The 12,626-nt window shown below is 71.2% G+C and carries 14 protein-coding genes and 2 pseudogenes; 8 read left to right on the top strand and 8 right to left on the bottom strand.

The window, feature by feature from the left end; genetic code table 11:
* Entirely contained in the window at window positions 1-312 is a 312-nt protein-coding gene (locus JNW98_RS19775) for a hypothetical protein (RefSeq protein WP_223769582.1), read from the bottom strand.
* On the bottom strand, window positions 309-1,160 hold the full coding sequence (locus JNW98_RS19770; RefSeq protein ID WP_223769581.1) for a hypothetical protein: 852 nt from the start codon (window positions 1,158-1,160) through the stop codon (window positions 309-311). The genes JNW98_RS19775 and JNW98_RS19770 overlap by 4 nt, the downstream gene beginning before the upstream one ends.
* Before the next feature lie 303 nt (window positions 1,161-1,463).
* Here JNW98_RS19770 and JNW98_RS36650 point away from each other — a divergent pair.
* The 4 genes and pseudogenes from JNW98_RS36650 to JNW98_RS19750 all read left to right on the top strand — a co-directional run.
* A pseudogene (locus tag JNW98_RS36650) lies at window positions 1,464-2,567 on the top strand (C40 family peptidase); the annotation flags it as partial.
* Window positions 2,568-2,642: 75 nt separating this feature from the next.
* Window positions 2,643-3,035 (top strand): annotated as a pseudogene (locus JNW98_RS36925) (M23 family metallopeptidase); the annotation flags it as partial.
* A 49-nt stretch (window positions 3,036-3,084) separates the two neighbouring features.
* On the top strand, window positions 3,085-3,729 hold the full coding sequence (locus JNW98_RS19755) for a hypothetical protein (RefSeq protein ID WP_223769580.1): 645 nt from the start codon (window positions 3,085-3,087) through the stop codon (window positions 3,727-3,729).
* A 99-nt stretch (window positions 3,730-3,828) separates the two neighbouring features.
* Window positions 3,829-4,050, top strand: coding sequence for a hypothetical protein (locus tag JNW98_RS19750; RefSeq protein WP_223769579.1), 222 nt, complete (start codon window positions 3,829-3,831; stop codon window positions 4,048-4,050).
* Here JNW98_RS19750 and JNW98_RS19745 read toward each other — a convergent pair.
* A complete protein-coding gene (locus tag JNW98_RS19745; RefSeq protein WP_223769578.1) occupies window positions 4,025-4,567 on the bottom strand; it encodes a GNAT family N-acetyltransferase in 543 nt (180 codons plus the stop codon). The genes JNW98_RS19750 and JNW98_RS19745 overlap by 26 nt on opposite strands.
* A gap of 60 nt (window positions 4,568-4,627) precedes the next feature.
* Here JNW98_RS19745 and JNW98_RS19740 point away from each other — a divergent pair, with 60 nt between their 5' ends.
* Window positions 4,628-5,203, top strand: coding sequence for a DUF1707 SHOCT-like domain-containing protein (locus JNW98_RS19740; RefSeq protein ID WP_223769577.1), 576 nt, complete (start codon window positions 4,628-4,630; stop codon window positions 5,201-5,203).
* A gap of 42 nt (window positions 5,204-5,245) precedes the next feature.
* The gene (locus JNW98_RS19735) at window positions 5,246-5,833 is read left to right on the top strand and encodes a GNAT family N-acetyltransferase (RefSeq protein WP_223769576.1); all 588 of its coding nucleotides are present in this window, start codon (window positions 5,246-5,248) and stop codon (window positions 5,831-5,833) included.
* 170 nt (window positions 5,834-6,003) lie between these two features.
* On the opposite strand, the gene JNW98_RS19730 is transcribed toward JNW98_RS19735, so the two are convergent.
* Window positions 6,004-6,333, bottom strand: a complete 330-nt coding sequence (locus tag JNW98_RS19730) for a hydrophobin family protein (RefSeq protein WP_223769575.1) — start codon at window positions 6,331-6,333, stop codon at window positions 6,004-6,006.
* A 237-nt stretch (window positions 6,334-6,570) separates the two neighbouring features.
* Between JNW98_RS19730 and JNW98_RS19725 the strand changes: the two genes are divergently transcribed.
* A complete protein-coding gene (locus JNW98_RS19725; RefSeq protein ID WP_223769574.1) occupies window positions 6,571-7,872 on the top strand; it encodes a glycosyltransferase in 1,302 nt (433 codons plus the stop codon).
* A 278-nt stretch (window positions 7,873-8,150) separates the two neighbouring features.
* Here JNW98_RS19725 and JNW98_RS19720 read toward each other — a convergent pair whose 3' ends face one another.
* From JNW98_RS19720 to JNW98_RS36920, 3 genes are all read right to left on the bottom strand, one after another.
* A complete protein-coding gene (locus JNW98_RS19720; protein WP_223769603.1) occupies window positions 8,151-9,212 on the bottom strand; it encodes a hypothetical protein in 1,062 nt (353 codons plus the stop codon).
* Window positions 9,213-9,310: 98 nt separating this feature from the next.
* Window positions 9,311-9,574, bottom strand: a complete 264-nt coding sequence (locus JNW98_RS19715) for a hypothetical protein (RefSeq protein ID WP_223769573.1) — start codon at window positions 9,572-9,574, stop codon at window positions 9,311-9,313.
* Between the two features lie 314 nt (window positions 9,575-9,888).
* On the bottom strand, window positions 9,889-10,113 hold the full coding sequence (locus JNW98_RS36920; protein ID WP_223769602.1) for a DUF6255 family natural product biosynthesis protein: 225 nt from the start codon (window positions 10,111-10,113) through the stop codon (window positions 9,889-9,891).
* A 288-nt stretch (window positions 10,114-10,401) separates the two neighbouring features.
* On the opposite strand from JNW98_RS36920, the gene JNW98_RS19705 reads away from it, so the two are divergent.
* Complete coding sequence (locus JNW98_RS19705; protein ID WP_223769572.1) at window positions 10,402-11,223, top strand: helix-turn-helix domain-containing protein; 822 nt, start codon at window positions 10,402-10,404, stop codon at window positions 11,221-11,223.
* Between the two features lie 552 nt (window positions 11,224-11,775).
* Here JNW98_RS19705 and JNW98_RS19700 read toward each other — a convergent pair.
* Window positions 11,776-12,570, bottom strand: a complete 795-nt coding sequence (locus JNW98_RS19700) for a TetR/AcrR family transcriptional regulator C-terminal domain-containing protein (protein WP_223769571.1) — start codon at window positions 12,568-12,570, stop codon at window positions 11,776-11,778.
* Between the last annotated feature and the right edge of the window lie 56 nt (window positions 12,571-12,626).

The following is a 12,626-nucleotide window of genomic DNA, read 5'->3' as shown; positions in this document are numbered from 1 at the left end:
TCACTTGCCCATGTTGTAGAACATCATCACCAAGCCGCTGGTGACGCTGATGCCCAGGCCGGCTATGAGGCTCCACAAGATCGCCTGCTTGCCGCGGGCCGCCAGGCCGGCGCGCTCGGAGTTGTGGCCGACGGCCACGCATCCCCATCCGGTCAGCCCGCCGAGCACCGCCAGGGCCAGGCCCAGACCGGCGGCCCAGCCGAGGATCTTGCTGGTGGGGTCCTTGAGCTTGTCCGGCACGGTGGGCTTGAAGTCCGGAACAGGCCCGTCGGCGGCAAGGTAGGTGACGGCGTGGTGCAGAAGCTGGCTCATGCCGACGCTCCTTCGAGTTCGGGGGAAGCATGGTCAAGTGAGCGGGCAGCAGGAAGTGCTGCCGGAACGGGGGCCGGTGGCAGGGGGTCGCCCCAGGCCGTCTTCGCGGCGTCGAGGACGGCCTGGGCCAGCTCGGTGCCGGCCTGGACGGTCCGGGCCTTGAGCCGGCCGAAGGCACGCAGACCGCCGACGCGGACCTGCGGGTCCCACGGCACGGTGACGACGGCCGACACCCTGCCCTGGAGCATGGTGATGGCCGCGCGTACGGGGGCGGGCAGACGACCGTCGGCGAGCGAGACCACGGCGACGACCGTGCGCTGGAGCGGCAGGCCCTCGGCGGTGGCGGCCTGGACGGCGGTCTGGAGCGCCTGGACGCCGTCGCCGTTGGCCGCCGCGCACAGCACGGGAACAGCGAACGGCAGTCCGCACCAGGCCGCCGTCGTCCCCGGCCGGCCTTCGCACCGGGCGGTCACGATGTCGTGGGCCACGGCGTGCCCAGTGTCGGCCACGACCGTCTGCCAGCCCCCAATGGCCGCCAGCTGGTACCAGGCCGCGGGGTCGGCGGGCAGCGACAGCGGCGGGCAGCTCCAGTCCTGATGGTCGGTCAGCACCTGCCACTCCCCGGCAGGGCCCTGACAGCGCGAGGCGGCATCCCGAACCTGACGGCGCGACAGAGGCACGTCGGAGGGGACGGCCGACAGGCCGCCGCCCGGGAAGGTGACCCACGCCGGCCAGGGCGAGGACAACCGCGGCACGGTGTCGAGCACGGCGGCGGTGCCCGCCGCGGCCAGGGAACCGGCCAGGAGGCCCGCCACCGTGGACCGGCCGCTGCCTCCGGCCGCCGACATTACAGGTAAGGCCAGACGGGCGTGAGTCGGCAGCGGAACGAGAATCGTTTTCCTGCCCAAAGCTCCCCCGGCATTGCAACCGTATTTTCTCGGCCAAACCTTGAGGTGCATTTCTAGCAGGTGTCCTTGGTAGGGCCAAGTTCTTTGCTGCACGCACACGGCACGGTCGGTCACCTCCCGTCAACAACCATGCCCTTTCGTCCCTTTCCTCGCTTTTTAGCGAACATGGGCCTTCAGTGGCTTAGCTTCTAGTTTGGGGCTTTTGGTGACTACCCACGGTGCTGGAGTGATTGACGGTGCGACTTGAGACCGACCATCCTTGGCCAGAGCTTCGCGGCGGACGATTCACCTGAGACCGGAATCTTCGCGCCATCAACACGAGGGGGGAGTTTGAATCTCAAGAAGATTCTGATACCCGGGATCGCACTTCTGGCCGTCAGTCCGCTTGCCATCGGTCTAGGGCTCTTGTTTTTTGTCGCCGCTTTCCTGACTGATGACGAGGGAGGGGACTACAACCTCGCCTCCAACACCCTGAAGGTAGGGAAAGGGGCCGTCCCTCCCGAATACGCGCCCCTTATCATAAAAGCCGCGAACGCTTGCGATGCCGGGCTCCCCGCCTCCATCCTCGCTGCCCAACTCTCGGCAGAGAGCAATTTCATGCGGGACGCGGAATCCAAAGACAAAGACAAGAATCCCCTCGCGAAGGGAATCGCCCAGTTCATCGACAGTACATGGGAAACTGAGGGGGTTGACGGGGACGGCGACGGGGTGAAGGACGTATGGAATCCCGCGGATGCCATTCCTGCCCAAGGGAGGATGATGTGCAGGCTCCTCAAGGACTTCAAGAAACACCCTGAATACAATGGCAGCCCCATCGAGCTAGCCCTGGCCGGGTACAATGCAGGACCGGGAGCCGTACATAATCGCAAGGGTGTCCCGGGTCCTTCATTCGCCGGCGGTGAAACATACCGATACGTGAGGGACATCATGGCGAATGCGCCACGGTTCGCCGGCTCGGTGGGGACGAGTGAAAACCCCGCGCAGAAAGCGCGCCAGGCGGTCGAGTGGGCCATGAAGCAGCGCGGCGGCTGGTACCAGCTCGGCGGAGACTGCACCGACCCGCTGGGGAGCAACTCCGCCAAGTGGTGCGACTGTTCGTCCCTGATGCAGCAGGCTTACAAGTCGGCAGGTGTCGACATTCCTCGGACCACCTGGGATCAGGTAAAAATCGGCCACCAAGTCGACATCGATCACCCGGCTCCGGGCGACCTGGTTTTCAACCCGGGGTACGACGGGTCGGACGCTCTGCCGGGCCACGTCGGGATGTACATCGGCGACGGGAAGATCGTGGAAGCGCCTCATACCGGCGCGCAGACCCGCGTGGTCTCGTACGACAGTTGGCGCCATTCTACGACCCCGATCACGCGCATCAGCAAGGTGGTCCGCGTCGTAGAGGCCGACACCGCTCCGGGGAATTGGGGGCGGCCTGTCCATGGCTCCATCGGAACCCCTTACCACCAGGCGGGCGGCATGTGGTCCAGTGGCTACCACACCGGCGTGGATTTCGTGGTCCCCTCCGGCACGCCCATCCACGCCATCGGCCCCGGCACGGTCGTCTCGGCCGGCCCGGGTGGCGCCTACGGCAACCAGGTCGTGATCAAGCACGAAGACGGCATGTACAGCCAGTACGCCCACATGACCCGGGTCGAAGTGTCCGCCGGTCAGACGGTCAAGGGCGGCCAGGAGATCGGCATATCGGGCGCCACCGGCAACGTCAGCGGCCCCCACCTCCACATGGAAGTCCGCACCGGCCCCGCATACGGCAGCGACGTCGACCCCGTGGCCTACATGCGGCGCAAGGGCATCGACATCTGACCGACCGTCCGGCGAACACAACGACGATCACGAACCACACGAGGAAACGGTGAACGACGACAACCTGCTCCACCGGCCCTGGGGGACCGTCACCCACGAGTTCTGGCAGGGCACTACACCGGAGCCGCACCACGAAGCCGAAAAGGAGAACGCCCTCCCCCCGGCTCGTCAGGCGCCAAGCTCGGACGTGACGGAAGCCGACAGCGCCGAGCCCGGCGACAGCCACCGCGGGGCCGCGGCGCCGCCGCCACCGCCCGAGAGCTACCGTGAACGCATCGCGTCCATCGCCGCGGCCTTCACCGACCCGCAGGACGTACCCCGTCTCCACGCGGCGAGTGCGGAGGCGGAGCGGGTCGACGAGGAGTTCACCGCCACCTACGGCGACAAGCACTCGCACACGATCCAGATCCGCGAGCTACGAGGATGGATCGCGCACCTGCTCGGCCAACCGGAGGTCGCCGCTCGCTGGTACCTGCACACCGCCGGCTTGCAAGCCCAGGCGCGAGGGACCGAGGATCCGCTGACTCAGGCCTCTGCTCAGCGGGCGGTTCAGCATTGGCGGGGCATTTCCGATCTTCAGGCGCGGCGCGCCGTAGGAGCCGAGTTGTCAGTTCTGCTCGCTGCCATCGTGGGTGAGAACAGCGAGCACTACCGAGCGGTCCGCGACAACGCTTCCCTCGGTGCGGTTTCCTGACGACGACGTTGAGTCCACGGTCGTAAAAGAGAGCAGGCAACCCGCGGCCGCGGTACGTGGTTGATCAACTGTTCATGCAGTCTAGGAACGACTGTTCAGATGGCTGTGGCGTTTCACAGCGACGAGTGGGGTATCAAGAGCAAACCACCGGGGACCGGGGCAGGCCGCCGCCTTGCTGCACGGCTCGGTACGTACCCGGACGAGGTGGAGCGCATCGAGGTCGGCGGCGTCCTGCCCGTGACGTCGGACCCGCTGCTCCGGCTTGCCGGCGCCTTGGACGTCGGCGTGGACGCGCTCAGGAGCGACGGTCCGGGCGGGTGAGGGGCCGGTGCCAGCGGATCTCGCCTTCGTGCCGCTCGTCGGTGGGGGTGAGGCCGGCGGCCGTGGCGACGGTGGCGGAGGCGTGGTGGGCGGGGTGGATGTGGGCGATGACGGTGTGGACCGGCTGCTGTCGGCCGAGCCAGTCGACGAGGGCCCGGGCCGCTTCGGTGGCGATGCCTCGGCCCTGCCACGGGGTCCCCACCACCCAGGCGATCTCGGCGACGCGGCCGGCGTCGTTGCCGGACGGGCCGACGGTCGCCTGGACGGTCCCCGTCAGGCGGGACTCGTCGCGGAGCCGGATCACCCAGTTCAGCCAGGAGACGGCCGGGTCCGGGGAGCCCGCGGTCATGCGCTCGTAGCGCGCGCGAAGGGCTTGCGGGCTGTCCGGGGTGCCGCCGGTGAAGGTGTGCAGGGCCGGGTCGGACAGCACGGCGGCCATCTCCCGGGCGTGGTCGACGCGCAGGGGCAGCAGGTCGAGCCGTGCGGTGCGGATCGGTTGGGCGGTGCGGGCGTTCACGCCGCGATGCTGCGGGGACGGGGGCGGGTCGTCAAGGCCGTCGGCCGTAGCATGGAACACATGACTGACGACGTGCGCGCGTCGACTGCCGAACGCGAGGCGGTCGTAGAGCGGTTGAACGAGGCGGTGGCCGAGGGGCGGCTCGACTTCGGCGAGTTGGGCGAGCGGGTGGAGCGGGCGCTGAGCGCCCGGACCCACGGCGAACTGGCCGCGCTCACCGCCGACCTGCCGCGCCCGGCCGGCGCGGACCCGGCCAAGCCGCTGACGCTCAACGGCGGCCTGCGCGGCGTGAAGCGCGAGGGTTACTGGACGGTGCCCGCGCGCATCGTCGCCAACGGCGGCATGGGCGGCGTCGTCCTCGACTTCACCGCGGCCGAGTGCCGGCTGCCGGAGGTCGTCGTGGAGGCGGACGGCGCGATGGGCGGCGTCGTGCTCGTCGTCCCCGAGGGCTGGGCGGTCGACACCGACGGCATGGAAGGCGGCGTCAGGGACAAGACCGCCACCACCCCCCGCCTCCCCGGCGCCCCGCTCATCCGGCTCAGCGGCACCCCGGGCATGGCGGGCGTTGTCGTCCGCCACCCCAAGCGGCGCGAACTGCGGCGCACCAAGCGGCGTGGGGAGCTCACGCGGGATTGAGGGTTCGTGTGCGGGAGTTGACACTGTCACTATCGTGACCGGATGAGCCACGAAGCGATCAAGCTACGCCCTGTCCAGGCCGACGACCTGCCGGTTCTGGAACGCTTTCTGACCGAACCCGAGACCGTCGCACCCTTCCAGTGGAACGGCTGGGTCGACGCCCGGAGATGGCGGCGCCGTTGGGAGCAGGACGGGATGCTCTCCGCCGACGACGGCCGGCTGGTGATCGTCCGCAGTGAGGACGGCTTCAGCCAGGGCGACGCCGCCGACGGCCGGGGCGGGGCGCCGCTCGGCTTCGTCGGCTGGCGAAAAGTCGACACCTGGGGCCCCTCGCACTCCTGGAACATCGGCGCCCAGCTCTTCCCGGAATTCCGCGGCCGCGGCGCCGGCACGCAGGCCCAACACCTGCTGGTCCGCTACCTCTTCGCCCACACGACCGTGCACCGCGTCGAGGCGGAGACCGACGCGGAGAACACCGCGGAACGGCGCTCCCTGGAGAAGGCAGGCTTCACCTTCGAGGGCATCCTGCGCGGCCGCACCTTCCGGGACGGACGGTGGCGGGACGCGGCGGTGTACGGCGTGCTCCGGGACGACCTGCTTCCGGGCGACCTGCCCCCGAGCGACCGGTAGGCGGTAGGCACGGCGCCGGCGTCTCCGCCGGCATCTCCGCCGGCATCGACACGGGCCCGCACCTCGCCGCCCGCCTCTGCGACGAGGCCACCGCCCGGGGGGTGCGGCGGCTCGCGCTCCGGCTGATCGACGACGCGGCGGCCTGAGGGACGCGGTCGCCCGTGCCCGTCTCAGGGGCAGACGTGGCCCATGGGGTGCCGGCCGATGACGGCGATCCCGTGCACCGGGTCCTTGCCGGCGCAGAAGTTGACGGCCGGGTCGCCGTTGCGGACGGGCGTGCAGGAGAGGCCGACCGGGGTGTCCGGGTCCCGCAGGGTGACGCCGAGGGGCTTCAGGACGGAGGCCACGTCGGCGTCGCGCGCCGCACCGACGCTCCGGCACTGCATGGGCCGCGTGGAACCGTCGACGGCGAACGCTTCCCCGTCGGCGATCAGCGGCAGGGCCAGCGGCAGGGACAGGGACACGACGAGAGCGGCGAGACAGCGGGCGATCGTCTTCACAGGGGTCCTTCGGGCGGCGGCTGGAGGTGCTTCTCGCTCATCCGTTGCTCCGCCGGCGCGGAAACAAGCCGCCCGCACCCGGGAACCACCCGATGGAGTACACCCCGCGCCAAGAGACCCCCGCCATTTTCACCATAGAGCCGGGAGGGGGAGTTGCCGCAAGACCGGGGCCCGGCCTCAGAATCGGGCTCCCGGCCGCGTCATCGCCGGGCCATCCGCACGTCACGGGGGACCGAAATGCGTGTACTGCTGTCGACCATCGGAACGCGGGGCGAGGTGCAGCCGATGGTGGCCCTGGCCACCGCCCTGCGGGCGCTCGGCGCGGAGGCGCGCCTGTGCGTGCCGCCGGATTTCCGGAAGTGGGTGGAGGGGCTGGGGTTCCCCGTGGTGCCCATCGGACCCGCGCTGCGCGGGACCGCCTCCGGAAGCGGCTTCCGCCCCACACCCGAGCAGCTGCGCGCGCTGGCGGAGGGCACGGTCGTCACCCAGTTCGCGACGCTCCCGGAGGCCGCCGAGGGCTGCGACGCCATCGTGGCGGGCGGCGGCCTCCAGATCGCCGCCCGCTCGGTGGCGGAGGCGGCCGGCCTCCGCTACGTCCACGCCTCCTACTGCCCGGTGGCCCTCCCCTCCGCGCACCACGCCCCGCCCCCGCTGGCCCTCCAGGGCCGGCCGCTCGCACCCGACGACGCCGACCACCGCGCCCTCTGGGCCGAGGACGCCGCCCACGTGAACGCCACCTTCCGCGACGCCCTCAACGCGCGGCGGAAGCAGACCGGTCTGCCGCCGGTGGACGACGTCCGCGGCCACATGCTGGGCGCCACGCCGTGGCTCGCCGCCGACCCGGTACTCGGCCCGTGGCCCGGTACGGGGAACGAACTGTGGCCCGGTGCGGAGGACGAGCCGTGTCCCGGTACGGATGACGAGCCATGGCAGCCGGGCGCCTGGCTGCTCCCGGACGACAGCCCCCTCTCCCCCACCCTGGAGGACTTCCTCGCCGCCGGCGAACCCCCCGTCTACTTCGGCTTCGGCAGCATCCGCGCCACCCCCGGCCTCGCCGAGGCGATGACCGCCGCCGCCCGCGCGGCCGGCCGCCGGGCGCTCATCTCGCGAGGCTGGGCCGGCCTCGCCCTCGTGGACGACGCCCCCGACTGCCTCTCCGTCGGCGACGTCAACCAACGCGCCCTGTTCCCCCGGGTCGCGGCCGTCGTCCACCACGGCGGCGCCGGGACGACCACGGCCGCCGCGCTGGCGGGCGCGCCGCAGGTCATCGCCCCGCAGATGTACGACCAGCACTACTGGGCCCGCCGCGTCCGGGAACTCGGCACCGGCGCCGCGCACCCGCCCGCCCCGCCGACCGCCGACTCCCTCACCGCCGCCCTCCGGCAGGCCCTCCACCCGGACACGGCCGCCCGCGCCCGTGCGCTGGGCGCCAGGGTCCGTACGGACGGCGCCCGGCGCGCGGCGGAACGCCTGCTGACGGGCGGGGCTCCCGCGGCCCCCGGCCCGGTGCCCCTTCCCCCGGAGGAAAGCGGGACGTGAGGAAACACGGCGCGTACGTGACGCCCCTTCAGAAACGCCCTGCCGCCCCTCCGCCCTGCCGCCCCTCCGCCCTGCTGCCCTTCCACGCTGCTGCCCCTCCGCGCTGCCGCCCCTCCGCGCTGCGCGCCGGCTCGCTCTCGTTCCGCGGCTCGGTTTCCGGGGGAGCACGATCCCAGAGTGCGGCGGCCGTGACCCCGCCGTCCGACCCCGGACAACCGCTTTCCGGGCACGTCAGGGCCTGCGTCGGCCCGGGACGCGCCCGGAACGGCATGTCCGGCCTACCAGGCGACGACGACGAGCCCGTCACCGCCCTTGATACCGGCCGGGCCCGTCTCCCCCTTTGAACCGGACTTGGAGTTCTGGTTCTTGGCGGTGGAGGAGATGGTGATGCCTACGATCCCGCCCATACCTCCACAGCCCACGTTCTGACCCGCCGCGTACTTCCCTCCTCCGTTGCCGCCCTTGCCCACGCCCTCCGGCCGGTTGTAGGTCTTGCCGCCCGGCAGGGTGATGCTCGGTGTCGAGGCGGTGGGTCCAGTGCCGCCGGCGGCGTATTTCGCCGGACAGGACCTGGCCGGCGAACCCTCGGGGACCCCCTTGCTTGCCCGGCCGGCCTTGCCCGCGCCACCGGCTCCGCCGGTCGCGCCGACGGTGCACGAGCCGCCTCGCCACGTGGTCGCGTAGGGGAGCTTTTCGGCACCCCCGGCAGCAGTGGTGGTCGCTCCGGCCCCGCCCGTGGAGCCCTTCGCGGTGCCACGTCCGCCGCCTCCGCCGCCTCCCCCTCCGGCTCCGCCGGCGGCGGGGCCGGACTGTCCGTAAATGCGACTGTTCGGCGCCATCACCTCGGTGGACCCGCTGCCGGAGCCCTTGTTGCCGTTGGCGCCGGCGCCGCCGTTCAGGCCCCAGCCCCAGGTGCCGTTCCTGCCCGGGCTTCCGCCGCCACCGCCGGCACCGCCCTTCCCACCGGCACCGCCCTTGCCGACCCTGACGACGTACTCGCGGGCCGGCTCCGTCTGGCAGCGGACGAAGGCACCCGCCGTGCCCGCGCCGCCTCCGCCTCCGCCACCTCCGGCCGCCCCGCCGCCACCGGGGGCTCCGGCGAAACCGAATCCCTGACCGCCGCCTCCCCCGCCGCCGCCTCCGCCTCCGCCGCCTCCCCCGCCGGCGCCCCAGATGTAGAACTGGAGCTGGGTGACGCCCTTCGGGGGCTGCCAGGGGTGCACGCCCGCGTTGAAGACCTTGTATCCGTGAGCGGGAGCCGAAGAGGCCGCCGGCGCCAGGTACCCGCCCAGCAGGCACGCCCCCGCCATCGCGCCGACCCACAGCCTGCGATACATCATGCGATGGTCCTTTCCGCCCGGCCCGGAGCCGGGCAGCCTATGACTCGTGTGCGTCCCGGGGCCGCCCGAGTGGCACGGCCCGGGAACGAGGGAGACGGTCAGGACTCGCTGGGCTCGTCCGCGCCGTTGAGGCCGGTGTTGAGCTGCCGCGTCGAGCACGTGGCCGTGTCCACGGTGGTCCCGAACAGCTTGTTGAGCTGCTGCGGCCCGTCGTTGAACGCATTGCCGTTCGTGTGAGCCGGCAGCGTGTCGGAACACGTGATCGTGTCCGCAGCGGCGGTCCCTGCCCCGGCCAGGCCCATGGCCCCGGCGAGCAGCGCTCCGCCCGCGACGAGTGCCGCCGCGCTCTTGAGCTTCCTCATGTGTCCTCGTTTCCTTCCGCTCAGGTCAGCCGGGCCGGTACGTACCGGCCCGGCTGACCCGGACAACCGGGCCGGACACGGGCCCGTCACGGCCGACCATCCGAACGACGGATGATCACTTTTTGACTGACCGTCACCATCTCCCCTAGGTACTAAGGGTGTTGACCTCGCGCACGCACGCACGCACGCATGCACGCACGGGCGCACGCGGTGCCTCGGAGTCGGCAGCGCGCGGCGACAGCCCCCGGACACTCGAACGTCGTGCGGAACGGCGACGGGAAGCCGGACGGGAAGCCGGCCGTCAACGAGACGTTCTAGTTCCGCCCGCGCTTCCGAGCCCGGTTCGCAGGGGTACGGGTGCCGACGACCGCCGTCCCCCTGACGGAGGCCGTCACCCCCGACTCCGCCCGCCCGGGCACGTCACGCCACAGCGCCGCGTACGCGGTGAACCGCCGCACCCCGCACCGACAGCAGGTCGCGACCCCACTCCGCGCCACCACCCACTCGGCGAGCGCGTGCCCGCACCCCGTCCCCACCATCAGTGCACCCACCGGTGATGCCGCCCCATCGCGACGATCCACCCCTGCGCGGCGACCCGGTCACCCTGCCGCGACGCGGCGTAGTACGCCTCCCGAATCCGCCGGCACTCGGTGCACGGCGCGGGGCGGCGGGAAGCGGGGGGTGGGGGGAGGGCGGCTTCGGGCATGGGGGTACCCCTTCCGGTGGTCAAATACCTGGTGTGCTCCCAGGGTTGCGGCCGGTCGGTACGCTCCGGAAGGGCAGGACCCATAACATCGCCGAAGTTATTGATGCGAGGTGCACTGCTCATGCCCGTCGAGACGGACGTACCGGACCCGCTGGGGTCACCGCTCGCGTTCTTCGGCTCGGAACTGTCCCGCCTACGCAACGCGGCGCGGCTCTCCCAGTCCCGGATGGCCAGAATGGCGCGTACCACCCAGCCGATGATCAGCTACGTGGAGAACGCGAAGCGGGTGCCCTCGGAGGACCTGGCCAAGGATCTCGACTTGGCCTTAGGAACCGGGGATCATTTCGCGCGCTTGTTCACACTGGTAGTGAAGTTCGTCTACCCGGGGTGGTTCCGCTCGTTCATCGAATTCGAACGGGAGGCATCAGCGATCAGCGCGTACGCGAGCACCCTGATTCCCGGACTGCTCCAGACCGAGGGATATGCTCACGCGATTCTCGCCGGTGGTCGTCCGTACGACATCGATCACCTGGTGACCGCCCGGATGTCGCGTCAGGACGTCTTCGACCGGCCAGACCGGCCACTGACGTGGTTCATCGTCGACGAGTACGCGATCAGCCGCATGCTGACCACACCAACCGTCATGAGGGCGCAGCTCGAACGCCTACTGGACGCCCAGGACCACCCGAAGACCGTCATCCAGGTGATCCCGCACGACACTCCCCCGCATCCCGGCCTGGCCGGGCCCTTCATCAACCTGAACTTCGACGTCGGGGCGGACGTCGTGCACATCGACGGCTTCCTGCAGGGCCGTACGGCCCTGGATCCGGACGAGGTGTCCGCTGCGGAACACGCTTACGACCTGATCAGGGCGGTCGCCCTGTCCCCGCAGGCTTCCGCCGACCTGATCTGGCGGCGCCGAAAGGAGCTGGCTCGTGCGTGACGCGGGCGTCGCCCTCCGCTTCGCTCCCGTGCGGGCCGTGCGCATGGTGGCGCCCGCCACCTGACCGTCACCGACGGGGGTGCCGTGATGCGACCTACTCAAGCGTTGCCGGGGCCGCAGCTCACCTTGATGACCTTGCCGCTGTGCTTGGTGATGATGCGGTACCAGCCCTTCCCCCACCGGCTCGAAGCGGAAGCGCAGGCTGCCCGCAAACCATGTGCCGGGTGAACGTCCGGAAACCGGACCCGCGGCGGGGCGAACGGGTGGAGGGGATGACAGGCTTCCCGAACGCCCGGGTGAGGAATCGATACGGCCGGTCGCGCGGGAGTGACATGACGCGTGACGGCACGCCGAACGGGAAGCACTGGCCCGACAGTCGCTCCCACGAAAGGCGAGCCCATGCTTTTCTCCGTCACCCTCCCCCTCGTCGCAGGCATCGGCCACCTGGTGGCTCTCGCTGCGGGCAACCTGCTGCGCCTGTCCGGCCTGCCCTTCTAGTCGGCCCGAATCCCGGCAGGGCGCACACCTTTGGGCCGCCGCCCCCGCACGGGCCTACCGCGCCCCCGGTCCCGTCTCGACCGATCCCGCGCGGCCGTCGATGAGGGCGGCGAGCCCGTCGAGGACGCGGCGGAGGCCGAACTCCCAGGCGTGTTCCGGGCTGTAGGCGGCCCGCTGCGCGGCGCCCGCCGCCGAGCCGACGCGGGCGGCGGTCGGATAGGCGCCCGGGTCGAGGACCCTGTCGAGCACGGGAGCGTTGGCGGCCCACCACTGCTCGTCGTCCATCGCGCTGTCCTGCCGCACCTGCCGCGCCTCCGCCGCCGAGCGGGCGTTGGCCTGGACGAAGGTGAGCAGGAAGGTCAGGGCGGCGTCCATCTCGACGTCGTGGAGCCCGAGGCCGTCGAGGGCCGACAGTTCGTGCTCGTACTTGGCCATCATGCCGGGCCCGAGCGGCGGCCGGCCGGTGGAGATCGTCGCGGCCCAGGGGTGCGCCTCGAACAGCGCCCTGTTCTCCTCGGCGACGGCGGTCAGCCGGTCCCGCCACGGCCGACCGGCGGTGTCGGTCCGGGACATCCGCAGGTAGGCGGTGTCCAGCATGAGATCGAGGAGTTCGGCCTTGCCCGGCACGTAGGTGTACAGCGTCATCGGCACCACGCCGAGCCGCTGCGCGACGCGGCGCATGGTGACGGCGTCCAGGCCGTCGGCGTCCGCCAGGCCGATGGCGACGGCGACGACCGCGTCGATGTCCAGCCGCTTCCGCGGGCCGCGCCGCGGGGTGCCGGCGGGGACGCGCCAGAGCAGTTCCAGGGTGCGGGCCGGGTCGCCGGCGCTGCTTCGGTCGAGGGGCACGGGGACATTCTGGCGCATGAATTACTCTGTACGTAGTACGGTGTACTGCGCACAGA

Source organism: Streptomyces huiliensis (genome assembly GCF_020037025.1).
Taxonomy (GTDB): domain Bacteria; phylum Actinomycetota; class Actinomycetes; order Streptomycetales; family Streptomycetaceae; genus Streptomyces; species Streptomyces huiliensis.
Note: the sequence above shows the minus strand (reverse complement) of the source record. Positions and strands in the feature narration are given on the sequence as shown.